Here is a 25,108-nt window from a genome sequence, read left to right as displayed (position 1 = left end):
TCCGGCATCTCCGAATTTCTGGATATCCATGATCATGGTTCCCACTTCATCCATTGCTTTTTCCGCATCTCTGCCCGGAAGAACTTCCAGACCCCTGTCAACAAAATAATGAAACATCGATGACAGCGCAGTACCTGTTCCGTCTTCTTTGATAGGACTTGCAAATCCGCTTTTTGTCATGATCTTAAAGCTGAAGTTTGGCCGTATACAGGCTAATATATAATGTATGACAAACAGTAACATAACCAATACCATGACTATGGAACCAAGGCCGTCCCTTGCCATATAAGCGGCTCCCGGCAGGGTAAACGCAAGCGCGATGGCTTTTGCATAATAATGTTTTCTCAGAAGAAGCAAAAAGCTTCCTGATATCAGAAGTCCGAGAACCAGTTCCAGCGAAGGTGAGCTGTCTGCAATAAAAAGGCCGAAATAATAAAATATCGCTACGATCACAAGGTTCAGAAGCATTGCAACAAAGCTGAGGCGGCTTCCGTTTCTGATCTCCATTCCAACTACATCATCCAGAGTAAATTCTATGGATTTCTGAGCGCGTCCTGACCAGTTTCTTCCGCTGAGCCGAAACAGTACACGTTTATTTGTCACCTGCAGCCTGCCCTCCTGCCACATTCCCTTTAAAAGAGAACGCGTTGTACACAGATCATATTGTCTTACGGGAATTTCCTGACCGCATGGCTGAATGAGATCCGGCACAATTTTCATTCCCCGTTCATAGCAGTCCCCTACCTGGGCGATCCTGTCCTCTTTCGAAAATCCAAGCAGCTTGCGCACAGGTACCAGATTGCTGGTTCGTCCCGGACGATCGGTAGGGGTCATGAAATTATAAATTTTATCCAGAGCATTTCCCAGACTGCGTGAAGTTGTGTTTAAAAAAGAAATAATTCCCTCTGAGGACTGCTTTTCTCTTCTGTATGAGTTGTCCCACTGACGGTTATAATCCTGTTCCTGATTCTGATAAGCCGGGCCGTTTTGCTGATAGCCCGCCTGTGATCGTTGCTGATTTCCCTGGACATTCTGAAATCTCTGATCCCACTGAGACTGTCGAAAGGCGTCTTCCTTCTCCGGCTGTCTCTGCTCTGCGCCGGAAGCAGCTCCTGCCTTTTTACAGTCGCACACCTCTCCTTCCTTTAAAGGTCTTCCGCATTGTGAACAAAATTTTGCCATTTTTCTCCTCCTAGTAAATACTGTAAAGATCAGCAGAGTAAATTTTCCACTGCCCGTCTTCCATGATAAAGGTCATATAAGAATCTGAACTGCCGGATTCTGACCTGTCTTCTGCAGTTGTCTGCTGGTCATAGGAAAGCGAAGTTCCTGTGTATGTATAATCATAATTATAGCTTACATGAAGATTCACATAAGAACCGCCATACTCATCACTGTACTCATCTGTGACCTCACTGTAATAATTACTGAAGTTCATACCTGTAAACTGCACGGACTCATAGCCATTGGTATATGCAAAGTCCTCTTCCAGCTTCCTGTAAAGAGCATCTGCATTTTCCCGGGCTATGGCAGCCGTCTCCTTATTGCCGTTGTTTACAGCCCAGTAATCCAGATATTTTTCAGAGGGGCCTGACTGGTTCAGAACTTCCCCGTAAACATCTCCCATAAACTTCCTGACTGTTTCCTGCATCTGTTCTACTGTTTTTTTGCTGATGGAAAGCTTTGGTACCTCATAATAGCTTTCGTCCGTTGAAATATAGCAGGGAAATTCTTCCTGTTCCCTGCTGTCAGCAGAGGCTGTGATCACATGATCTCCCGCAAAAACTGTTTCTGCATAAACATCATATCCGCTTTCTTCCAGCTCAGGCTGTTCCTCCGGTGTGAGAGCTGTGCCATCCATCTCCACTTTATAGCCGGCGGGCGCCTTTATCGTGTAATTGGACACGATCAGTCCTTCAGGTATCACACACCATTTGGAAAAGAAAAGCATTTTTTTCTCTTTCTGTCTGCTCAGAGTCAGCTCCATACTTCTTACAGAGGAGTCTCCTTTCACGGAATACTCTGCTGTATATTCTTTCAGAAATCTGGAAGCTGACCCACCATACCCGTCCTGTTCCTCCAGCTTCAGATTTGTCACCTCCACTGGTTTCCTTTCATGGGTAACAGCCAGAAACTGTTCTTTTCCAAGGAGCTTTCCCTGGGGCAGCTCCAGATTTTCGTAGACACTCTTCCAGTCTCCCTGCAGAACAGCTTCCACATAATTTTCGGCAGTTTTCTTTGGACCAAAAAAACTGCCGCCGGCCCAGATCACGCCTGTCAGAACAAGGGCCACAGCACCTGCAATCCCTATATTCCGTTTTGTTTTTTTGCTTAAAGGCGGAAGCTGTTCCAGTTTTTCCCGAATATCTGTTTCCGGTTCCCGAAACCGCTGTTCTGCCTGCCGTCGGCTTTTCGTGCGGTCAATGGGTTTGTCAAAAATATCCGGTCCGGTCAGATTTTCTTTCTGTCCATAATGATGATCCTCCATTTCCTTTTCCTCCTTCCGTTTATTTTCCGTAAACCATAATTTCCGTAATACAGGTATCCTCGGAAGTTCCCACATATACATCATTGATTTCCAACAGAACAGTGTCAGCTGTAACAGGCGGGTCAGCTTTTACCCACTCTACTTTTTTATCTCCATCAAAGGTTACCTGCCCGGAGCTGCCTCCTGCCATAAAGGTTACTGTTTTTGGCTTCGAGCTTCCGGCATAATGCTGATCGTCCGTCCAGTTGCCCAGCTTAAAGCCCAGATACTGGATCTGGTACGTATCATCCAGTCCAAAGCTTACACTTTCTCCCTTTCCGGAGCCTTCTGTTCCCTCCTGCCAGAACGTATTGTCTTTTTTGTCAAACAGCAGCATGGGACTGTGATCTGTATCAGGCCGGGCAAAAGTCGAGGTTGCGTTTGCGGTGATCACCCCCGCCTCCCTCAGAGAAGTAAGATTCGGTTCCACAGCTTCTAATATAAAAGCTCCTCCCGAACCACTATTCTGTTCAGAAATATTTTCAGGTGCCTCTTCTTTTAATTTCACACTGACTCCGGATTCCGTTATATCTTCATCTTCTGTCAATTCACCTGTGTCTGAGTCTGATGTATTTTCTCCATTTGTTGAAGTACCTGTCTCTGATGCCGGCAGGCCTTCTTCGTCTGTTACCGTATTCTCTCCGTCTATTGGTATGCCTGTATCTGAGTCCGATGAAAGAGCCACCGAGACATCGTCTTTATTTCTTACATTTTCCTGTTTTCCTGTTTCTTCATTTGATTGAGCATTCTTTTTATCTGAGCCTTCATTTTTTATCTCCGCTACTGCTTCTCCTATTTTCACAGTGGGTTCTGTGGGATCCGGCTCAGAGGGCTTCAGGATTTTCCATGACAGGATTCCTGCTGCAGCTACAAAGACCACTCCAAAAAGTCCCGCTGCAAACCACCTCAGCTTCTTATTTCCCGTTTTCGCTTCTTCCGGTTCCCACAAGGGGTCATTTATTCCTGACTCTTCCGGTTCATAACTGTACGGAGCTTCAGGCATCTCTTCATTATCCCTGATCTTAACACCGCACTCAGGGCAGTATACAGCATTGTCTTCTATTTCTGCCCCACATTTTTTACAGTACATTTTCTCCCTCCCATCAAAATTTTCTGTTTCAGGTCATCATCTTCTTTTTTTGATATATATTGTCTTCTATTTATTAAATTCACCTGATTTTTTGCAAAATTCCTGTTCTTATTATTGTATACAACAAACTGTACCTACAATATGTGACACCTTTTGTGGTCATTTTTTTTAATAGCATAGGGCATTAAATATGCCCAAAATATTTGAAACTCCCGACAGCCTTCTATATAATAGTGATGCAATTAATATAAGTGAGGTTTTACAACATGTCGGATTTTTCAGATCTTTTAAGTAAATATATACAGGAAAAAAACATCCAGGTAGCTTCCATGGTAAAATACTGTGGAATTGACCGCTCTGCCATGTACAAAATCATCAAAGGAAAGCATCATCCTCCCACTGTACAGATCAGAGATAAAATGGCCCGCTTCATGCATCTGACACCGGAAGAAAACCGGCTTTTCAACCGTGCATATGAAATCTCCCAGATAGGAAAGGATACTTATTTTCGAAGAAAAGAGGCCGAAAAGTTCATTTTAAACTTTCCCTCGGCTCTGAAAGTCCCGGTTTCTGCAAATGCTTTCAGCCCAGGCTCTGCACCGGAAAAACCCATTTCTCTTCCGGACAGCCCATGTATTTCTTTTTCACGCCATGAGCTGTTTCATTATTATGTACAGAATATCGTGGAAGCAGAAATGCAGACTGAAAATGGAAAAATAGGTCTTTTACTTCAGCCTGACTGCGAATTTCTTTTCAGTTACCTTACCAATCTGAATTTTTTCAGCTCCGGTCTTTCCATTGAACATATTCTGTGTATGGATTATACAGAAAAAACAGACACTTACTGCAATATAAGAAACTTATCTGCCATACTTCCACTTTTCATGAACGGGATCAATTATCAGGTATCTTTCTTTTACAACGATGTACACTCTCACTATCGCAGTCTGAATGTTTTTCCATCTATGATCCTCACCAGTAAATATGCGATCACCTGTACCTCTGATTACAAAAACGGTATTCTCCATCAGGATCCGGCTGCCGTGTCCATGCTGTGGGAGCTTTTTTCATCTTATAAAGAAAAATGCAGACCGCTTTTTCAGATTCCTCATTCCATTGAAGAAGAGGGAAACATGGTCACTGCCACAACTCTCAGCAACTCCAGACTTTACTACATGGAACCGGAGCCCTGCCTGATCCCATTTCTGGAAAGAGACTGGGTGGCGCATTTTGTTCCGGAAGACTTTCCAGGAAGAGACAATATTATCGCCTATATGCAGGCCTACGTAAAAAGCGCAGGTCAGGTAATACGAAAATCTGAATTTCATTTTTATTTTTGCAGAGATGAGCTTGACAAATTTGCAGAAACCGGGATTCTGGCTGAACTTCCACAGGAATTGTCCCATACTTACACGCTCTCTGTAGAGGAACGCATCACTGTTCTGGAAAATCTGCTGGAGCAAAAATCCAGGGCTCATTACCGTTTTTTGAAACCGCCCTTTGAACAGATTGCCAAACGTCTTCATCTTTGCGCAGGCGAAAATAATATGTACCTGATGTTTTTTGATATTATGTCCCACCGTTCCTATCTGTGGATCCAGGAATCAGAAATCATTCATACGCTTTATGATTATCTTGGAAGCCTGGATTCCGAAGCATTATACAGCGAAGAGGAAACGCTGGAATATTTCCGCCGAACAATCGAACATTTAAAACAATCCATCAAGGAGGCTTCACATTGTGACTGAATTTCCAGAACTGTTGAATAAATTTATAGAGCAGAAAAACATTCATATTTACTCTATGGCCAAATACTGCGGGCTGGACCGCTCTACTCTCTACAAGATCATAAAGGGAAATCGTCGTCCTCCGTCCGCCTCTGTCAGAGATAAAATGGCTTGCTTTATGCATCTGACGCCTGACGAAACCCGCCAGTTTGAACAGGCCTGGGAGATTTCTTTTACAGGAAAGCTCACCTACTGCAGGCGGAAAAGCACGGAAGATTTTCTTTTAAATTTTTCTGACGGTTTTTCAGACATGCCTGTAAAAAAATCCTACTTTTCCAAAGAGCTGCCTGCTGACAGTCCCTGCATTGCTTTTTCTGAAAAAAACAGCTTTCCGGCCTATCTTCATGCAATGCTGAAAAAAGAATCCCATTCCACAGGAGGCAGAATGGGATTTCTGATACAGCCGGACTGCAGATTTTTATTTCACCTGCTGAGCGGCCCTGAATTTTTTAACAGTACAGTAAGGATCGATCATATTTTTTGTCTTGATCAGACGGAACAGCTGTCGGAAACTGATGAATACTGTCACATAAACTATCTCAGACAGCTTCTTCTTCCATTTAAAAACGGGCTTGACTATCATCCGTATTGCTTTTATGACAATATCCGGACACATTTTTCCAATCTGAATCTGTTTCCGGTACTGATCCTGACAGAAGGCTCCGCCCTGGTTTCCACCTCTGACTGTACCAGAGGGATCTTATATCAGGACCCCGCTACCGTAAAAATGATGTGGAAGCTCTTTGACACCTATCAGAAATCCTGCATCCCGGTTCTCAGACAAAGCCAAAAAAGCTTTGATAAGCTTCCGTGGGAATGTACTCCTTCCTACTTTGCCGCCGATAAGAGCTTTCCCTGCTTTTTTACAAAACCGGCTCTGGAATCACTGGGCAGGCTTGATTCTCCGAAGGCAGAAGCTTTGAAACAGTACATCCCAGCAGATTTCAGGCTTTTAAAGGGCGCGCTGGCAGAGGCGTCAGGCAGTTTTCACCTTTATGCAGAAAATAATGTTCTGTATCTGATCTTTGATGACATTCGGAATACTCCCATTCGCCTGTCTCTCCATGAGCCGGGACTTCTGTCTGCTTTTGAAGATTACTTAACCCACATGCCTGCAAAATTTTGTCAGGATTCCTTTTCAAAATGCTGATAATCAATCGGATCACCCCATAGACCGCCCCAGCTGAATCCATATTTTGCAAAAATATTATAGCATACATCATTTTCTACAATCACATGAGGATCTCCGCAGGCGCGGTCAACATAGGGAGACGCATTTTCATGGCTCCACTGAAGCTGCCCCTGGGAGTTCCATACATAAGGGTTCTGCTGTGGATTAATGTCAATGGCCCGTCCGTAGGCATGATTTGACAGATTTCCCCCGCCTGTGATCTGCCGATAACAGAATGCGGACGTATTGTTATTGTCAATGGAATTACTGTCAGAGGAATCCCCGTCTCCTGTCCAGTAATCATCGATCAGACGCATGGACTGGATCTCATACTCCGCGGCAAATAATTCCTGAAAAACACTGAGTACATCTCTGCTGATGGCAGCATTTACGATCATTTCTCCCACCTGAATTTCATGATTAAAATTATAGTGCAGCATTTTCAGATACCGAAGATCCTGAAGCCCTATATTTTCGTTTTCATAATAAGATTTTCCGTAGATCCTGTTATATACAGAGTCTCCTTCCAAAATCTCATATTCCTGAAAAAAGGTATTTTCACTGCCCTGGATCTGAGAAATGTCAATGATCTGCCCGGGCTGAAGCTGATCAGCAGAAAGCGCGGGCCGGGCCGGAGGACCGATCATTGCGTTTTCTTCTGTTGTCTCCTTTTGGGGATTTTCCGCAGTTTCTCCCTGAACCTGAGCGTTCTTTTTATAATCTGCAAGCTCCTGTTCCTGAGCCAGGACTTTTTCATTCAGGCTCTGGATATCCTGTTTCATCTGACTGATGGTTTCTGATATTTCATCCTCTTTCTTTTGTGCTGCCCGGCTGTTCTTCTGCAGCTCTTTTTTCATTCCCACAAAGGAATAGCACAGAAGTCCCATTACAAGGAACAAACAGACCAAACCTGTAAAAAACAGGAGCCATAATGTATTCCCTGATTTTTGACTGTTTTCTTTTTTCATTGGCTGTCCTAACTGTTCTCTTCTGTTGTCATTTTTCATATACGGATGTTCTCTCCCTGCTGCTAAATCTCATTTTCAATTTCACTGAGCAGCTTTTTTCTCTGTTTTTCAAAAATCCCTGGCAGAATACACAAAAGGGTCATACAGACTACCATTCCCACGATCCCACCGGCCATCATCACAACACCTGCTCCCATTTCCGTTCCTCCTGACTTTTTATTAACCGTCTCGCTTCTCTGCTTTTTTAGTTACTGAACCAGCCATTGGAAGCTGCCTGATCGTAAAGCTCCTTCAGCCGTTTCATTTCCAGATCGTTTACATTATTTTCAAGCTGCTGCTGATAAAGCTTTTCCGCTTTTTCATAATATTCTTTAAACAATCCGTAGCTTCTCTGGTTTACATCCACTTTTTCCTGTTTTGACACTTCCATAAAAGCCAGGGCTTTATAAGTGCGGTAGTTTTCTCCGTACTCCTCAAGCATCTCTTTCAGAAGAGCAGATGCCTCCTCATATTTTTCCATATTCTGATAAAGGACAACCAGATTATAATCTGTATCGTAGCTTCCCATTCCCTGCTTCTGGATCTGTTTAAATACCTCTGCCGCCTTTGTATAATAAGCTGCATCTCCGGTATCATTTCCCATGTCGCTGTACACCTGTCCCAGGGTCTCAAGAACACCTATGTTATATTCTGTAGGCAGTTCCTTCCGGGCCTTTTCAAGAAGCTGTATCTTCTCATCATAGCCGCCCACACCATCCTCAAGCGCGTCAATACATTTGCATGTCATAATGCAGGCGCGCATCTTCACATAATCGTTCTGCGCCTTTTCCATACAGGTCAGAAAGATTTCTTTTGCCCCCTGAAAATCCTGATTATTATACAGGATCTCTCCCTGAACATAATCAATTTCCACAGAATCGAGACCCTGGCTTCTGGCTGTGTCAAGAGCCTTCTGAGCCTTATCCATTTCTCCGGTATAGGCAAGAGCAATGGCATAGTCACGGTAATAATCACTGTTGTCCGGCTTGATCTCTATGGCCTTTTCATAGCATTTTGCAGCATTTTCATAATCTTCCTGTTTTTCATAGGAATTTCCAAGAAGATAGTACACATTATTTAACGCTTCTGAATCCACTTCAAGCTCCGGGTTTGACAGAATCTTTTCGTTAATAAAATTAATATTATCTCCATACTGTCTCTGCTGGTTCAGAGCCAGAGCTTTCTGGTAATACGCCTCCAGTCTTTCCGGCATAAGACCTGCCGCTTTCTGATAATAGGATTCAAAATTCTCAAATTCTCCTGATGTCACACACTGGGATTCCAGTCTTACAAGCTCCTCATACTGCTTTCTCCGATCCACATCTCTGCGGAAATATCCGTTTACTGTAAGCGCAGCGCTGGCTGCCATAAAGAAGATCACCAGTATATAAATCCCTTTTTGCTTTTTACAAAGCTCCCGGTACCGTCTGTCCTTTTTCTCAATGTCCTTCAGGTCGCTGAGAAGCTCCTCTGCTGACTGGTAACGTTTTTCCGGTCTGGGCTCCAGACACTTCATAATAATATGGGCAAACACCTGGTTGATGCGGATTCCCCGGCTGCGGATATCCTCCACATATCCATGTTCATCCTGAGAAGGCTTTTTTCCTGTCATCAGGTGATACAAAACTGCTCCCAGGCTGTAAATATCCGCTCTTCTGTCAATGGTCTTCCAGAGAGAATGATCCAGCTCATTCTGGTTATAACGCAGCGCCTCTATCTGTTCCGGAGGCGCATATCCGTTGGTATATCCGGTCACCCAGGCAGTGTCTCCATCCAGGCTTGCCGATATATTAAAATCGATCAGACAGATATTTCCATCCGGCTTCAGCATAATGTTTCCAGGCTTCAGATCACTGTGAATGATGGGCGGCTTCTGACTGTGCAGATAGCTTAAGGTGGCACAGATCTGTCTTGCCCAGATAAGCACTGATTTTTCTTTAAATTCTGTGCCTGCATCCAGATATTCCTTAAAGGAATTTCCCGGAATATAATCCATTACGGTATATACATCTCCGTCCGCCTCCAGAAAATCAAATACCTGGGGCAGACAGGGATGGTGGAGATTTTTCAGTACATCCGCCTCTGCACGATTGTTCAGAACATCCTTGATCTCTGCCCGGATCTTTTTCAGTACAACATATTTTTTCAGATTTTTATGATAAGCCTTATAAACCTCTCCGCTGTTTCCGGCGCCGATTTTTTCTATAATTTCATAGGTGTCTGATATGTGCTTCAGCATTCTGTCCTCTCCCTTATTTTCCACATGTAGTATTGTCTGTGACACTGAAGTTCATGCTTCCTGATCCCGGCTGCATTCCTGCGTTTACCACAACAAGGTCCTGCACTCCCGGTTCTTTTCCTGCAAGTCCGCCTCCAAGCGGATTTGGCACGCCGGCCATATCCTGAACCGGATTGTTTGCAAGATCCATTCCCGCAAGCATGTCTGCGCTTTCGGAAACCCAGGAGCCGCTCATTCCCGCACTGGAAAGAGCGCTGATAAAGCCGTCCTTTCCGCCTTCCTGCGGAGAAGATATGGTTCCGTTTATCAGTGAAGCGGAAGCTGACATATTCAGACTTCCGTCTGCTCCCATGGTATAAAGCGCTGCCACTGTTTTGGCGCTGGGATTTCCATCCCCCGTGTTCATTCCAAAATAATAGCCGGCCATTCCGATATCAAATCCTGTTCCGTTTTCTCTGATAAAGCAGGTCTGTGTTCCTCCGTATGTAACTCCTTCCACAGCCTTTCCAAAGCATTCCTCAAATGCAACTGAAGAAACCATGGACGCTGCTCCGCCTGCTGCTGTATAGGTATCCAGAACAAGCTGGCCGTTTCTAATGGAGATTACAAGAAGTTCCTGCATTCCATCACCGTTAAAGTCGCGCTTCTCTGCTCCAAGTGTTCCACTGGCTGCTGCCATACCGGATTCATCCCCGCAGGTATAAGAAGCCGGAGTACTGAGAGATGACCTCGGACTTGCTGCAAGGAGCTCAGCCGCAAAGGCATCCAGAACCTGATCCGGCGTAAGCGCATCCTGTTCTGTCTGGCTGTCCTGATTTTCTGAAGGTGCCTCTGCATTGTTCTGATCTGTCGGAGGAACTGCCGGTTCTTCCGGGGCATCCGGAACTGCCGGCGGAATGCCTGTGTCCTCCGGATAATCCGGGACTGCCGGCGGGATTCCCGTGTCCTCTGAAGAATCCTGCGAAGATTCCGGAGCAGGCTCCGGCTGAAGCTCCGGATCCGGTTCCGGCTGAGGCTCCGGTTCTGCATTCATATCAGGCTTTGGAGTTGGCGTCTGGTTGGGCGCAACAACCACTGTCCAGCCTCCCGGTATGGGAGTCTCTGCAGGATCCGTCATTGGTTCAGGGGTAATTTCTGCATCCGGATCAACTGGCGTAACTGTGGCTTCCGGGCTTACTTCAGGAGTCACTGTGGGTTCTCCTTCCTGATTCTCTTCCGGAGCTTCCGTAATCTCAGGAGCAGGTGTTTCCTCCGGTGTTACCGCAGGTTCTTCCTCCTGTTCAGGAACCGGTGTCGTGTCCTTTTTTTCCTCTTTTTTGCCTGGCTTTTCAGAAGGCTTTGGGGTAGGCGTCACGTAATCATTGATGTATATATGTATATCGTTAAAAATATTAATCACATCTTCGGATGTATCTATATCAGCCGGCATCTGGTTTCCGCTGTTCTGATAAAGCTGCTCCGTCTGCTTGTAAACCGTTTCATACATATCCATCTTGCTTTTCCAGCCGTCCGGATTGGAGTTTAACTGGGCTACAGACATATTTTCCAGATTTTTGTTTGTCTGTTCCAGCATCTTTAAAGCCTTTTCAGGCTTTTTCATTTTATTGTAAGTATCTGCCAGCTTAATGGTGGCATCCGGAGATTTTTCATCAATTTTCAGGGCTTCCTGAAAGGCAAGCTCCGCCTTTTCATAGTCGCCGGATTCCAGATATTTATCCCCAAGCTCCAGCTTTTTCTGAAGCTGTCCTGCCGTTGTATTTTCGGGATTCATAAAAATGATCACAGTTGCGACCATAAGCACACAGACCGCTCCCACGATCACAGGGATCAGGATTTTGGGATCTGGTTTTGATTTTTTCTTTTTTATCTCTTTCATTGTCTGTCACTCTCCCTTCCGGAAAATAAACTCTTCATCAGAAAGTCTGATCCGGTCTTCTTCCTGAAGCTTTTTGGGATGTCCGGGCATTACACGGATTCCGTTCAGATATGTATAATTGCTGGAATCCATATCTTCAATATAATATTCTCCGTCACGGAACCGGATCACGCAATGTTCTCTGCTGACAGTCGGATTGTTTCGGATACAGATGTCTGTCATTAATGCCCTTTTGCCGATTTTACAGTTTTCTGTTGTCACAGAAAAAACCTCCTGGGTATTAATGCGGAGAAGCTTTGCTGCAATTTTCTGCGGCTGTCTTAAAAGTACAGTTTCGCTGTCTCCATCGTCACGTAAAAGTACGGTTTCTGAATCATCATCAGAAAAGTTCTGCTCCGGTGCCGGTTCATCAGACGTCTGTACAGAAACGGGAATCTGTAGATTACCTTTCTGATGCCAGGGTTCGGACTGAGCTGAACGTTCCAGAGGTTTCTGAATTTCTGAGCCACCCCAGGGATTTACAGCTTCCGGCTGATTCCATGGATTCTGCTCTTCTGGTTCCCTCCGGGGATTTACCGCTTCCGGCTGATTCCATGGCTTCTGCTCTTCTGGTTCCCTTCGGGGATTTACCGTTTCCGGCTGATTCCATGGCTTCTGCTCTTCTGGGGCCCTCCGGGGATTTACAGTTTCCGGCTGGGTCCATGGTTTCTGCTCTTCTGGGGCCCTCCAGGGGTTTGCAGCTTCTGATTGTTCCCAGGGGTTCTGAATTTCTAAACGACTTCGGGAATCTCTGTATGAAAACTCATCCTGAGTTTCTGTTTTTTTCCATATGTCTTTTTCCGGATCATTTTTTCCTATTTGTTGAGAAAATCCCCTCTCCTGCCAGTCTGTACTGTCCTGGTCCACTTCCCGTCTGTCATAGACCGGTTCCTCAGGTACCGGAGGAATCAGAATATTTTCCCGTTCTTTATGTCTCCTTCCCTCAGAAGATTTTCTTCTCCACCAGCGGCTTTTGCGTTCTGCCGGCTTCTCTATAAAAATATCTCCCGGCATGTCTCCTCTTGGCTCCGGCGGTATTAAAGGAAGGGGCGCTGCGGAGGTTCTGCCGGGAGCTTTCCCTGTACCGGCAGAAAAATCATCTCCCTGCTCCTCCCTCACAGGAATGCAGATCAGCTTTATCTCTCCTGTGGACACCTCCACATATATGTACTGCTTTTCTGTCAGTATTTCCCCCCTGGGAATGCCCTTTCTAAGCACTTCCTGTACTGCAGCCTCGATCTTTCTGTCTGTTTCCATCTGTTCATTGACCGTCTGCCCGTCTTTCCATGCCATCATATTGATCATTCCGGCTATGTCATAGGTAAAACTGTATCCGTCATTCTCTTTTCTCATAAAAACCGGAAGCAGATTTCTACTGACTGCCCCGCTGCTGATCACAGTCCAGGACTCTGTATCAAGAGCTTCATTTTCCTTTGAAACATAGCTGAATACAGTATGTCCGTCTGTAAAATCATAGATAAATTCCATCTTTTTTCTCCCCCTGTTTTTAATAAATGTCAAGCTGGATCAGCTTCCATTTTCCATTTTCTTTTACAGGAGCAGCCCCTTCTTTATTAAAGGTTTTTGCTCCCTCAAACTGAGGTTCCACCACAAAATCTCCGTTTTCCTTAATAAATCCCCATTTCCCGCCTGAGCATACAGGAGCATATCCCAGTTCGGAAAATGCTGAAGCATTTTCAAACATGCACTTTAAAACCTGATCTCCTTTTGAAGAGACAAATCCCCATTTTCCTGCCTGCATAACAGCCGCGGGACCGGATGACAAAAACGGAGAAACCGCATCGTATTCATCACCGATCTGCACGCCTTCACTGTTGATCAGATAATATTTTTCTCCTATTTTTGCAAAAACCACTCCGTTTCTGGAACAAAATCCCCAGTCGTCACACACAATATCGTCAAAGCCAAAATCCGTCACTGCCTTAAGTTCCGTATTGATAATCGCCCACTTTTCGCCTTTTTTCAAGGCTGCTAATCCATTTAAAAACGGGGTGGCGCCGTCATATTCAAATTTAGTTACAGGCTGAAAATCCTCATTGAGATATCCCCATTTCCCGTCTTTTTTTGCCGGGATAGCGCCCTGATTGCAGACTCCCAGGAATTCATATTCCTCATCCGGCTGCCGCCTTTTATAATTATTTGTGTCTATGTAATACCACGTTCCGTCCTTTTGAACAGGCGCAAATCCATTTTCTCCAAACATGCCCATCTGTTCATACTGAGCGCGGATCACCACGTTCCCCTGAAGATCTGTAATACCAAGATCCTCTCCTGATTTTACCAGCATACAGGAGCCGCAGGCATTGGAAATCTCATCATACTCCTCTCCAATATAGTCAAATCCTCCTGCAAGCGAGTTCAGCTTTGCCCTGAGAGAACCATTGGATTCCTGCTCCTGGATCTGGGCCTGCAAAAGCGCAATAGCGTCTCCCTTCTGTCCCTTTTCCAGATAATAATCTGCCAGGATCATAACCGCCTGCTCACCGTCTCCCTCCAGCTTCATAGCCTGATTACAGGCCTGTATAAATCCGTTTTCATCTCCCAGATTTCTGTAAGCCTCCGCAATCTTCAGATAGATATCCATATTTTCCGGATGATATTCCAGAGCCTTCTGATAGTTAAGGATCGCATCGTAATAAATTCCCTTTTCCTCATTTTTCTGAGCCTCTGCCAGATAGCTCTGGTATTCTGCAGGCTTTTGTACTGCAGATGAAAACGTAGTCCACCATGCCAGCCCAAGAAGAGCCACCACTGCAGCAATCATCAGTTTTTTCATAACCTCTCCCTAAAATCCAATTATCAAAATCAAGATGGTTCCCACTGAAAAAAACGGCGCCAGCGGAATGGAATCCTTCATGGTCAGTTTTTTTCGCAAAAGCTGTACGATACTGAATATTGCAGACAAACTGAGACACACCACCAGATCAAACCAGATCAGGGAGCCTCCCAGATACCAGCCGATCACGGCAGCAAGCTTCACATCTCCCATTCCAATGCTTTTTCTTGACAGAAACCAGGCTGCCAGGAAAATCACCAGGCCAATACCAAGACCGCCAAATGCAGATTCCAGACATTCCTTCCACCAGGCGGGCTCTGCTCCGATCTCGCCAATAAGAAGCATGGTTCTTATAACAAGCATTATGATCAGAAGCTGATTGGGAATCAGCGTTCTCCTGGAATCAATAAATCCCAGAACAACAAGAAAAGCAGACAGAACCAGATAACGCACGATCTTCAGCCAGTGATATCCGTAGAAAGTAAACAGAAACGCCTCTGCCGCCATCAGCGCCGCAATGATCACAGGCACATATTTTTTCTCTTTTAACAGTTCTTTTAAATACTTCATAAGACTCTCCTTTTACGCTCCTGACCAGACTCTGGTAGACGCGCACACACGGTAATGTCTGGCTGGCAGATCAAAAAAAGGAAGACTGCTTTTTATATCATAATCCACCACGATTTTCACCTGGCTGGAGCCATCCTTACACCAGGAGCTGTTATCATATCTGAGATTTGAAACCCCAAGCTTTTTCAGATACGCATCTGTATCTGTGATTCCTGAAGCCACAGCAAGCTGCTGAAGCACACAGGATTTCCCCACTGTCCCAACCATATAGGCAGACAGCGCCTCCCAGCTCTGGGATTTCACGGAGCTGAGCACTCCGTTAATAAACTCTTTGGAATTTGACACATAGCCCTCTACGCTGTCATATACATCCTTTCCGGCATTTCCCATGCCGACTGTGTCATCCACCGTCCCCTGTCCGGATGCAAGCTTCTGTGCTGCGTCATCGATCAGGGACAGATTTTCCCGGATATCCTTCAGACTTCTGTCAAAGCCGGCCGCCTCCTGCCCCATTCCCTGATAGGCGTCCAAAATTCCTGTTTTTTCCAGAATATAACTGTACTGGGCAATCTCCCTGGCAGCCTGATCTGCCGCATACTGTATCAGAAGCTGGGCTCTTGCAAAGGAAACCAGGCTGTAAATACTCATAAATGCAAACAAAAATATGGGAATAAAAAGCGTTGCCTCTACGGTTATGGAACCTTTTTGTCTTTCCTGTTTCATCTTCCTCTCCTGTTAATACGCCAGAACACTTCTGTATTTAATCCGCCTTTTTCCATTGTCCGTACTTCCTGACTGTCCCAGAAACTCCGGAACTTTTGGCAAAAAGGTGGTAGATGCATCCACATCTGCTTTTAATGTCACCATAGTATATTTGCGGCTCAGCTCCTCACTGATATTCAGCTGAATACAGTCTCCTGCACGGGCAACCAGCTTGTTTTTTCCTGAGTTATCCATCATAGAGATCAGAAGAAACAGCTTCATATAATCCTTGTAAGTAAACCTGATACTGCAGACATCTTTATCCGGCCATACCAGAACTGCATTGGTACTTTTGTCCGTACTTGTCAGACTGGCAGTGTCCTGCGTCGCCATGGCAATGGCGCTGCAGCAGAGATAGCCGTATTTAATGATCGGATACAGCCACGCCTGCCCGGAAGCGCTGCTGACTGCGCTTGCAATAGTATTTGCCGCAGTATTCATTTCCTTATCCATAAAAACATACAGCATATCAATGGCAAGGCGGGCTGCATAAAGGCTGGAATAGGCAATTGATTTATTCACCGCCGTAGAGGGATTTCCATAAAGGATGTACTCAATCTCGCCATTCACGATCACATGGCCATCCAAAAGCGATTTTCCGCTGAGGGATTGATCTTCGGGCACTGTTGTCATACAGTTAAACATTTCCGATATGTATTCCATCAGATACGCCTGTTCCAGCACGTTGCCTGCAAGGTTGTCCAGACAGGCTGCAAGACTGTCCAGCCATCCCATATTTTCTTTTGCCGCATCCACTGCCGCATTATCGTCTGAGGTATCTGTATTTGGGCTCTGATCTGTATTCCCGCTGGCATTTACCTTTGCCAGACCACTGGGGAATCGATCCGGAAATCCCTCTGCGTCCTTTTTCAGATTTCTTTCGTTCTCTACAGCGTTGAGGATTTTATCTTTTGCAGCATTGGCAGCCTTTTCCCTTTCTTTTGCTTCTTTCTGATGCTCTTTTCGCTGTTTTCCCTCTTCAGATGTATCAGCTGACTCATCTTTCATATTCTCAAGTGAACTCTTGTAAAACGTACCTGCCTGGGGATTCTGTAATCCGGAAGTCTCGGGAACTCCCACATCTCCCAGAATATTATGGTCTGTCCAGAATCCCTGGATTGCCTCCGACGCCGGGTTCAGCTCAAGCCATGTTCCTTCATTCTCACTGACCTGCTGTTTTTTCAGTGTCTCAGGTATTGTTTTTAACTTTTTTATATTTTCTTTATATACCTTTGCAGCTTCTGTATTTGCTTCAAGCAGAGCAATCTGGTTCTCCAGCTGCTCCTCATTGATTTGTATCTTTTCTCCTTCCTCATCTTCGCCTGGACGCTCCCCTGCATTTATAAGTGATGTACGGGCATCGTCATATAATGCTCTTTTCTTTTTTACATCCTTCCATTTATCCCTGACCTTTTTCAGCTGCTTTACTGCCTTATTTCCTGCACTGATAATCGTATCCGCATTCTTTTCCAGACTCTTAATACCGGCCTGATATTCTTTTACAGCCTGGTCATGACTTCGATTCATAACAGCAATATTGTTTTTTATGTTTTTGGAAATGTTGTTATAGGCATTGATCTGCTCTGAGGAAAAGCCATTCTCCTCCGTGACGATTTTTCCCGTCTGCGGCTGAAGGTCAAGCGCCTTTATCCAGCTGTCCAAAGCCAGAAGTGTTACCATCTTTCTGTAAGTATCTTCCGGAAATGCGGCAGTGCCTTCTGTTAAAATAACAGAATAATCCAGATAATTTCCTATCATTTCATAAGAAATTTCACTGGGCGTATCCGGCGGAAAATTTGCAGTAATCTCTTTATCCAGATACATCTGCAGGGATTTTGCCGCCAGCCAGAACACAGACTTCTGCTGATATGCTGTCACCATCCCCGCAGGGTCGGAATTCTGAAGCTGTCCGATAGCTGCAGCCTGTGTATCAATGGCCTCTTTTGCCTCTTTCATTGGATCACTGAGCTCAGATGCCGCCTGTCCGTATTCTGTTTTTGTGTCTACATATTTTTTCTGTTTCTTCACATTTTTAAAAGGCAGTTTTTTTAATTTTTCTATAATATCGTCAGCAATATAAACAGGACCGCGGAATTTCATATATTCCACGATCTGCTGGCGGAGAACATTCACGTCTGCAAGGGAAGAGGACGATACCCCTTTTGCCTCAAAGCCATTCTCTGCAAGAGAAACCTGAATCACAGAGCTGAGATCATCACTGTCTGCATGCTTCAGGTATCTGGCGCTGATTGATTCACAGAACATTTTCTTCAGGGCTTCCTGCTCCTGGGGCGAACCGGGATCCTTTGCCATAGCGGTCAGTCCATAAGAATCCTTCAGCATTTTATCGTACTGTGCAAGAGCTGCATTCATAGCCAGATCACCGGCTCCTGAAACAACTGTCTTTGACGCAAAAAGGCGGGAAGCATCCACAATAATCCCACTGAACAATAATACCGGTACCAGGATCAGGGTTAAAAATACACAGATCGACCCTCCCTGTTTTCCGCAGAATAACCGCATCTGCTTCCCTCCTCCTTCTGTTTCCTAAAATAAAATATCCATTACCTTGTCAAAGGCCTGACTGAACTTTTCAGCCTGACCCTCCATTCCCAGCTTTTCTAAAAGAAAGCTGCCCATATCCCAGGCAAGATCAATGTTCCGGACAAAATCCGTAGTATTCATTACCGGCTGGTAGGCTGCCGCATAAATCGTAATGTCATCTCTCACTCCCACAAAGCGTAGGATTCCCGGCGTGGGGATCACATAACGCAGCTCTGCCCGCACTGATTTACTGAAAAATGAATTTTCCAGCCCTACATAGGCTTCTGTTTTTCCCATGGAAAACAAAGCGCTGTGCTTTTTCAGTGCTTCCTGATAAGCGGCAGCCCTCTGCTTTGCTTCACTGTCCAGCCCCCAGCGATAAATGTTGGAGGCAGAGCCTTTATAGGAGCTGTAATAGTTTTTTACCTGTGATTCAGTGGGGCCATCCTCCCAGTCAAAATCCACTCTTGTATTTTCCATAGGCTTATCCGGAGTAAACTTATCATACCCCGGATAAGCGGTCTCTCTGGCAAGCTCCATGGCTGCTCTCTCTACCTGAAAGAAAAAATAGCTTTCCTGCATTTTAAACAGCCCAAAATAAATCACTGCCATCACAACGGCAATGGTAATAGGAAAATAAATGGCGGCTTCCACCATAATAGCCCCACGCTGGGTGTTATTGTCTGGCTCTATCATGAAATTCCTTCATTAATCGCTGGTAGATCTACACCTGCTTCTTTTCCAACCTTGTCGAATACTCCATTTATTAATTTTCCTAACTGTTTTCTAAAAATGACGGCTACAACAACGACTGCCGCAATCACCAACAAAATCGCCACGATCTCTGCCGCGCCTTTTTCCTCTGTCTTAAAATCCTCCCAGAAATTATGGATACGGGTTTTTGCTCCGATCCACAGCATGTCCATTTTTCTCATCATCTCTTATTTCCTCCTTATGTGTGTGTACTCATTTATAATAAACCGGTCTGTGCCGTTTATTATCCCATCTGCTGAAATACCGGAACCAGGATCATGATCAGAATCCCTATAAAAATCAGCATCATAGGAAGAAGAAGTCTGGAATTGGCTTTTTCTCCCTTTTGTTTTACTTCATTTTTCTTTACCTCCCACATTTCATCGGAAAGGTCTTTCAGGAAATAGGCAAGCTCCTCATTTCCTTTTTTCAGGTTCTGGATGATCAGAGAGGCAAACTTCCTGATCTCCTTTACATTACAGCGCTCTGCAAAATTCCGGTAAGCGTCCGTTTCCATAACGCCGTTTTCGATTTCCATGCTGGTGTTCCGCATTTCCTGATAAAGAGCTCTGTCTCCTGTAACAGAAACCCGCTTCCAGGCATCCCGAAGCACCATTCCGGAATTAACCAGAAGAGTCAGCTTTGACAGTACCTGAGGAAGATCAAGCACCAGCTCCTGTCTGCGGGCTGTCAGCTTGTCCTGTAAAGACAGATCCAGATAGGCGATTGCCAGTCCTCCCAGTAATAATCCCAGAAGCAGAGCCTCTGCGCTGGCAGCAAGCACAGCCAGAAGGCAGACAAATACCAGAATGGTAAATATGTAAGTGGTTTTTGCTCCCAATAGAATAAAATAATAATATTCTGCATACTGTTTGCCTTTGATCTCAGAGATCTCCTTGATCTTTGCCTGAGCTCTCCGGCTTTTTGTGCTGATGTGGAGAATCTCCATAACAGAAAATCCCACGCAGAACAGATCACTCATCTGAAATTCTCTGGCAAAAGCGCTGTTTGTATACTGTCTGTATTTTTTTCCTTTTGCTGCTGCCAGAAACAGCCAGATCAAAGCAAAAGGTGTGGTAACAGCCAGCAGTATCAACTGAAATAATTCCACGTTCTCTTCTCCTATATCCGAATATCAACAATTTTTCTTCCCATATAATAGGCTCCTCCAAACAGGGCAAGAGCTGTCAGCTTGATCACCACATTGACAGGAGTGTTCTGCACAATGGACATATCGCCCATTCCACCAAGCATCAGCATCAGAACAACCGGCATTAGAATCATAATGTTCAGGTCGTTTTTGTTTGCAGTAAGAAGGGTTCGTATTTCCATTTCTGTCTCAATTTTTTCATTGATGATCTGTCTTGTCTCTCCCACGACCTTTTTCAGATTTCCTCCGTACCGGTTTGTCACCTCAAAAATAGTGGCAAAGCTTTCAATATCGTCCAGATGACTTCTCAGGGCAAAATTTGACAGCATATCGTCAATATTCTGTCCATTGTACAAACCGCTGACGATGAGCTTCAGCTCATGTACAATATCTGCTTTTTCTCCATATATGGAAATCAGATCCGCACACGCGTCCTGAAAGGCGCCCTGTGTATTTTTGCCTGCTGAATAGGAGGCGGATAGGGATTCCATCATATCCCGGAACTGAAACAGAAGATTCTGCATTCGTTTTTCCTTCAGGTAATTTCTGTATTTTGCGATTCCCGGAACAGCCAGAAGCCCTCCTGCAATAACAGAAAACAGAATACTCCTGAAAAATACCATGAAGACAAAAAAGCCTGCCCCAAATCCCATCAGGGCTCCCAGACCTTTTTCCACAGAGTTCATCCGATACACATAATAATCATCTGCATGTCCGAAAAGCGCCTTTTCCGGCACATATTTTTTTCTGTGTTTTTTATTTTTTGCTCTTGCCTCTTTTATATGTTTTTCTTTTGCCTGTCCTGTCTTTTTCATTTTTACAGGCTTTTCTTTTATTACTTTCTCTTTTTTTACCTTTTCTTTTTTCATGGCTTCCCCTATATTCTGCTGCTGACTCCCTGAAGTCTCAGTTTATAGTCATTTCTCAGAGGATTTCCGGTTCTTACCAGATGCCCCTCTACTTTTTCCAGTGTGCTTCCCTCTGTTTCTTTAAAAACAAACAGAGGATTCAGCTGAATCTCCCCGTTTTCATATCCAAGGACTTCTGTGATCTCCATGGTGCGTCTGGATTTATCTCTCAGCCTGGATAAATGAATGATAATATCCAGCGCAGAAGCAATCTGCTGGCGTATAGCCGGAAGAGGCAGTCCGTCGTTGCCCTGAAGCACCATAGTTTCCAGTCGGCTTAACATATCTCTGGTGGAATTGGCATGGCCGGTAGAAAGAGAGCCGTCATGTCCGGTATTCATAGCCTGCAGCATATCAAGGGCCTCTGCTCCGCGCACCTCTCCCACTACGATCCTTTCGGGGCGCATACGAAGAGCAGAGCGGATCAGATCGCGGATGGAAATTTCTCCTCTGCCTGATGTATTTGCATTTCTTGTTTCCAGGCTTACCAGATTCTCTATGTTTTTGATCTGAAGCTCTGCCGAATCTTCAATGGTGATAATACGTTCATCCCTTGGAATAAAATTGGATAAAGCGTTCAGAAACGTTGTTTTTCCAGAACCGGTACCCCCGCTGATAAAAATGTTATATTTTGCCCGGACCAGCTTTTCCAGAAAGGCCGCCGCCTCTCTGGTGAGCGAGCCGTATTTTAACAGCATTTCCACTGTCATAGGCGTTTTTGAAAACTTTCGTATGGTAACAATGGGACCTGACAGGGAAACCGGAGGAAGCACCACATTAACACGGGATCCATCGGGAAGTCTGGTATCCACAATAGGATTGGCCTGGTTCACTTCCTTCCCTGCCTTTCCCACGATTTTCTGGATAATGTCCTCCAGCTGCCGCTCATTATCAAATTTCTTGTTCAGACGATACAGCCGTCCTGCATGTTCCACAAAAATATGATCCGGACCGTTGATCATCACTTCGGTAATGCTGTCGTCTGCCAGGATCTCATCCAGGATCCCAAGTCCCCGGATGGAACTGAATACCAGCCGCACTACCCGTGATCTTTCCTGTGGTGACAGACTGACCTTTCCAAGCTTGTGATCCGCCACGTCAGCAATTCTCCGCATGAGCTGTTCATCTGACGCGCGGCTTAAAAGCATGGCGTCTGCCAGAAGGAAACGTTTGATCTCAAGCACAAGACGGCTTATCATTTCCTCTGAAAGCATACTCTCACCTCATATATTTTATTTTTTCGACTTCTGTTTACTCTGCGTAAACAGTAACCTCTGAGATGCAGGTATCCTCCCAGCTTGTGCCCGGATACACATCTTTCAGCTCCAGACGCATACTGTCTGCATTTACAGAAGGAGACACCTCCACCCATTCGACTTTCCGTTCCCCTGTAAAGGTAACCTGACCGGAATAATCTCCAAAAACAAGGTTTATTGTTTTCGGCTTTGCGTTTCCATAATAATATTTGTCGTTTTTCCAGTTTCCCAGTTTGAAGGCAATATATTTTACTTTATGAAGGCCGTCAAAGCTGAAGCTTACGGATTCATTGATCCCATAGCCTGACACGCCCTCCTGCCAGCTTGTATCGTCTTTTTTGTCAAAAAGCAGCATGGCATTGTTGTTTGTTTTTGTCTGAGAAATGGTTGATGTAGCATTTGCAGAAATAACAGAAACTTCTTTTAATAAGGAAACATCCGGTGTTCCCTCATAAAGCACTGCTGAAGCCGCGGCATTCTCTGATACACTGGCAGGCGCCGGTTCCGGATGATTTTCCTCTGACGGCTGTTCTGTATTCTGAACATTTTCACTGCTCTGAGCCACAGGAAGTTTTTCCTCACCGAAGGCTGCAGTCTGCTGTATGGGATCCTGCGTTTTTTTATCTGTATTGTCAGCTCCCTCTATTTTGATTTCCACATTTTCTGTCTCCGGACTCCCGTCCGTTTCCTCTTTTGTTTCTTCACTCTTTTCTGTAATTTCTACAGAATCACTTTCCTGATTCTCTGTTTTCTCTGATTCTCCTGAACCGTCAGAGGTTTCTTTCATGGCTGATTTAACAGGATTTACTACCACATCATCATTGGGAACGCTGTCAGGTTTTAACAGATACCAGATCAGACCGCCTGTTGCCAATACGATCGCCACTGTCACCGCAATGCTGACAATCCATGTGGTCTTATTTCCTCCTTTACTTCCCGGGGACGGCTGATTGTCCGGAACGGACGGCGCTTCCCACTCAAAAATATCCGGCTCTCTTTCTTTATTACTGTTATCCTTTTCTTTGCTGTGATCTATATTTCCTTTTGGAATGTTTTCTGCGTCTACAGACGAACCGCAGTTTGGGCAGAATCTGGCATCATCTTCAAGTTTTGTTCCGCATCTTTCACAATACACGTTTCTCTTTCCCCGCCTTCCTGTACCAAATATTCAAATATTTTATTTTTCATCTTTAATATGGAAAATAATTTTTGGCGCTGTTTCTCTGCTATCTTTTTACAATATCCGATTTGTTTCTACAATATGTGGCATTTATTGTGGACAATCTTTTTTTGTGTTTTTATTTTCCATCCGCTACCAGAAACCTCCTCACCGGGCAAATTCAGGATAATCTCCCGAAAACCCAGCAACAGGACGGCTTTCCAAAGAATATCCCCGGCTATTGACAAAAATAAAAAACACCGGTTCAAATGCGGGTACTCATAGCCCTCATCTGAATCGGTGTTTCCGGAATACTTTTTATTCTGTTTTTTCTTCTGGATCATTTTCCTCAGAAGCTTCTTCGTTCAGTTCCTCTTCTGCAGCTGTCTCATCTGTATCCTCTTTTATTTCCTCTGCAGGCATCTCAGTTTTTGGAGAAGCTTCCTCTTCGGTTTCCTCTGCGGACATTTCGGCTTGCTGAGAAGCTTCTTCGGTTTCTTCCGCAGGTTCTTCACTGGTTTCCGCAGCATGCTCTGCCGCTTCCTCAGCCTCTTCCCAGGCAGCAAAGGCCTCATGGATCTCTTCCTCTGTTTCTTCCAGCTTCTCTTCTGTGTCTTCAGGAAATTCAAATTCCTCGAAATCATCATCAAAGTCATCAAAATCACTGACTCTTTTTTTCTTCAGTACCATTGCCGCAACTGCTCCGGCTGCTGCTGCCGCCGCTGCTCCTACCGCTACAAAGCCCCAGTATTTGTTTCTTTTTGCCATAATATACTGCTCCTTTCATTTCTGACCCTCAGGTCATTATGATGTATTCCTAAAAATAATCTTATTTTATTGTACTACTTTTTATCTGTAAAAGAAAGGTTAATATTATATTTGAAATTTCTCAATACAGGTTCTGATCTTTCCCCGGATCCGCTGCAGAGCATTATCAATGGATTTGGGTGTTTTGCCCATGATCTCTGCGATCTGCACATAACCGTACCCCCGGAGATAATAGTCCAGCACCTTATTTTCCATAGGACTTAAAGCCTTGCTGATCTCTTTTTCCAGAATACCGGTATTTTCCCTGTCAATTACCAGAGCCTCCGGATTTTCCGACCACAGACCTTCCAGACTTCCGCTTTCCTCCTCTTCGCTAAGTGACACGTAGGAATTCAGAGGAATGTGCTTCTGCCTGGTAGAATTTTTTACTGCGCTGTAGAGCTGTCTGTCTATGCACAGTCCTGCAAAGGTACGAAAAGACGCTTCTCTGTCCGGCCGGTAGTCCTGAACGGCCTTAAAAAGTCCGATCATTCCTTCCTGTATCAGATCGTCTGTCTCTCCTCCGATCAGATACATGGCTCTTGCTCTTTTTTTGACAGTTCCCTTATATTTTTCCATCAGATAATCCGAGATTTCACTTTCTCCATTTCGGAGCCTCTCAATCAGTTCTTCGTCACTGCACTGCCCGTAACGGCTCATACTGCC

22 protein-coding genes are annotated in these 25,108 nt (G+C 44.9%); 2 read left to right on the top strand and 20 right to left on the bottom strand.

Annotated features, from left to right (window positions below):
- The 3 genes from QVP40_RS11265 to QVP40_RS11255 form a co-directional block, all read right to left on the bottom strand.
- The coding region (locus QVP40_RS11265; RefSeq protein WP_288200517.1) for a hypothetical protein at nucleotides 1–1,182 on the bottom strand (1,182 nt) is incomplete at its 3' end.
- Nucleotides 1,183–1,192: 10 nt separating this feature from the next.
- Nucleotides 1,193–2,488 carry a hypothetical protein gene (locus QVP40_RS11260; RefSeq protein WP_022068509.1) on the bottom strand — a complete coding sequence of 432 codons (1,296 nt, stop codon included), beginning with the start codon at nucleotides 2,486–2,488 and terminating at the stop codon, nucleotides 1,193–1,195.
- 19 nt (nucleotides 2,489–2,507) lie between these two features.
- A complete protein-coding gene (locus QVP40_RS11255) occupies nucleotides 2,508–3,617 on the bottom strand; it encodes a zinc ribbon domain-containing protein (RefSeq protein WP_022068508.1) in 1,110 nt (369 codons plus the stop codon).
- Nucleotides 3,618–3,883: 266 nt separating this feature from the next.
- On the opposite strand from QVP40_RS11255, the gene QVP40_RS11250 reads away from it, so the two are divergent.
- Nucleotides 3,884–5,365, top strand: coding sequence for a helix-turn-helix domain-containing protein (locus QVP40_RS11250; protein WP_022068507.1), 1,482 nt, complete (start codon nucleotides 3,884–3,886; stop codon nucleotides 5,363–5,365).
- The gene (locus QVP40_RS11245) at nucleotides 5,358–6,554 is read left to right on the top strand and encodes a helix-turn-helix domain-containing protein (protein ID WP_022068506.1); all 1,197 of its coding nucleotides are present in this window, start codon (nucleotides 5,358–5,360) and stop codon (nucleotides 6,552–6,554) included. Before QVP40_RS11250 ends, QVP40_RS11245 begins: the two co-directional genes overlap by 8 nt.
- On the opposite strand, the gene QVP40_RS11240 is transcribed toward QVP40_RS11245, so the two are convergent.
- The 17 genes from QVP40_RS11240 to QVP40_RS11160 all read right to left on the bottom strand — a co-directional run bounded on the left by QVP40_RS11240 (nucleotide 6,530) and on the right by QVP40_RS11160 (nucleotide 25,102).
- Nucleotides 6,530–7,582, bottom strand: a complete 1,053-nt coding sequence (locus QVP40_RS11240) for a M15 family metallopeptidase (protein WP_288200516.1) — start codon at nucleotides 7,580–7,582, stop codon at nucleotides 6,530–6,532. The genes QVP40_RS11245 and QVP40_RS11240 overlap by 25 nt on opposite strands.
- A gap of 23 nt (nucleotides 7,583–7,605) precedes the next feature.
- Nucleotides 7,606–7,740 carry a hypothetical protein gene (locus QVP40_RS11235; RefSeq protein ID WP_022068504.1) on the bottom strand — a complete coding sequence of 45 codons (135 nt, stop codon included), beginning with the start codon at nucleotides 7,738–7,740 and terminating at the stop codon, nucleotides 7,606–7,608.
- A gap of 47 nt (nucleotides 7,741–7,787) precedes the next feature.
- On the bottom strand, nucleotides 7,788–9,821 hold the full coding sequence (locus tag QVP40_RS11230) for a serine/threonine-protein kinase (protein ID WP_022068503.1): 2,034 nt from the start codon (nucleotides 9,819–9,821) through the stop codon (nucleotides 7,788–7,790).
- 13 nt (nucleotides 9,822–9,834) lie between these two features.
- Nucleotides 9,835–11,697 (bottom strand): tetratricopeptide repeat protein, encoded by a 1,863-nt coding sequence (locus QVP40_RS11225; RefSeq protein WP_022068502.1) that lies wholly within the window; start codon nucleotides 11,695–11,697, stop codon nucleotides 9,835–9,837.
- A 6-nt stretch (nucleotides 11,698–11,703) separates the two neighbouring features.
- Nucleotides 11,704–13,224 carry an FHA domain-containing protein gene (locus QVP40_RS11220; RefSeq protein ID WP_022068501.1) on the bottom strand — a complete coding sequence of 507 codons (1,521 nt, stop codon included), beginning with the start codon at nucleotides 13,222–13,224 and terminating at the stop codon, nucleotides 11,704–11,706.
- 19 nt (nucleotides 13,225–13,243) lie between these two features.
- Nucleotides 13,244–14,533, bottom strand: coding sequence for a WG repeat-containing protein (locus tag QVP40_RS11215; protein WP_022068500.1), 1,290 nt, complete (start codon nucleotides 14,531–14,533; stop codon nucleotides 13,244–13,246).
- Nucleotides 14,534–14,542: 9 nt separating this feature from the next.
- The gene (locus QVP40_RS11210; protein ID WP_022068499.1) at nucleotides 14,543–15,103 is read right to left on the bottom strand and encodes a prepilin peptidase; all 561 of its coding nucleotides are present in this window, start codon (nucleotides 15,101–15,103) and stop codon (nucleotides 14,543–14,545) included.
- A 12-nt stretch (nucleotides 15,104–15,115) separates the two neighbouring features.
- A complete protein-coding gene (locus QVP40_RS11205; RefSeq protein ID WP_022068498.1) occupies nucleotides 15,116–15,826 on the bottom strand; it encodes a TadE/TadG family type IV pilus assembly protein in 711 nt (236 codons plus the stop codon).
- Nucleotides 15,827–15,838: 12 nt separating this feature from the next.
- On the bottom strand, nucleotides 15,839–18,388 hold the full coding sequence (locus tag QVP40_RS11200) for a DUF5702 domain-containing protein (RefSeq protein ID WP_022068497.1): 2,550 nt from the start codon (nucleotides 18,386–18,388) through the stop codon (nucleotides 15,839–15,841).
- A gap of 24 nt (nucleotides 18,389–18,412) precedes the next feature.
- The gene (locus QVP40_RS11195) at nucleotides 18,413–19,105 is read right to left on the bottom strand and encodes a pilus assembly protein (protein WP_022068496.1); all 693 of its coding nucleotides are present in this window, start codon (nucleotides 19,103–19,105) and stop codon (nucleotides 18,413–18,415) included.
- Nucleotides 19,102–19,347: a Flp1 family type IVb pilin gene (locus QVP40_RS11190; RefSeq protein ID WP_022068495.1), complete on the bottom strand. Its 246-nt coding sequence runs from the start codon at nucleotides 19,345–19,347 to the stop codon at nucleotides 19,102–19,104. The genes QVP40_RS11195 and QVP40_RS11190 overlap by 4 nt, the downstream gene beginning before the upstream one ends.
- A gap of 59 nt (nucleotides 19,348–19,406) precedes the next feature.
- Nucleotides 19,407–20,273, bottom strand: coding sequence for a type II secretion system F family protein (locus QVP40_RS11185; protein WP_022068494.1), 867 nt, complete (start codon nucleotides 20,271–20,273; stop codon nucleotides 19,407–19,409).
- An 11-nt stretch (nucleotides 20,274–20,284) separates the two neighbouring features.
- Nucleotides 20,285–21,181: a type II secretion system F family protein gene (locus QVP40_RS11180; RefSeq protein WP_022068493.1), complete on the bottom strand. Its 897-nt coding sequence runs from the start codon at nucleotides 21,179–21,181 to the stop codon at nucleotides 20,285–20,287.
- A gap of 8 nt (nucleotides 21,182–21,189) precedes the next feature.
- The gene (locus QVP40_RS11175) at nucleotides 21,190–22,419 is read right to left on the bottom strand and encodes a CpaF family protein (protein ID WP_288200521.1); all 1,230 of its coding nucleotides are present in this window, start codon (nucleotides 22,417–22,419) and stop codon (nucleotides 21,190–21,192) included.
- 52 nt (nucleotides 22,420–22,471) lie between these two features.
- On the bottom strand, nucleotides 22,472–23,611 hold the full coding sequence (locus tag QVP40_RS11170; protein WP_022068491.1) for a zinc ribbon domain-containing protein: 1,140 nt from the start codon (nucleotides 23,609–23,611) through the stop codon (nucleotides 22,472–22,474).
- A gap of 342 nt (nucleotides 23,612–23,953) precedes the next feature.
- Nucleotides 23,954–24,403, bottom strand: coding sequence for a hypothetical protein (locus tag QVP40_RS11165; RefSeq protein ID WP_022068490.1), 450 nt, complete (start codon nucleotides 24,401–24,403; stop codon nucleotides 23,954–23,956).
- 105 nt (nucleotides 24,404–24,508) lie between these two features.
- A complete protein-coding gene (locus QVP40_RS11160) occupies nucleotides 24,509–25,102 on the bottom strand; it encodes a sigma-70 family RNA polymerase sigma factor (protein ID WP_022068489.1) in 594 nt (197 codons plus the stop codon).
- Between the last annotated feature and the right edge of the window lie 6 nt (nucleotides 25,103–25,108).

The organism is Blautia sp. CAG:257, from assembly GCF_000433815.1.
GTDB lineage: Bacteria > Bacillota > Clostridia > Lachnospirales > Lachnospiraceae > Blautia_A > Blautia_A caecimuris.
The sequence above is the reverse complement of the archived record's forward strand: the minus strand, read 5'-3'. Positions and strand labels throughout refer to the sequence as shown.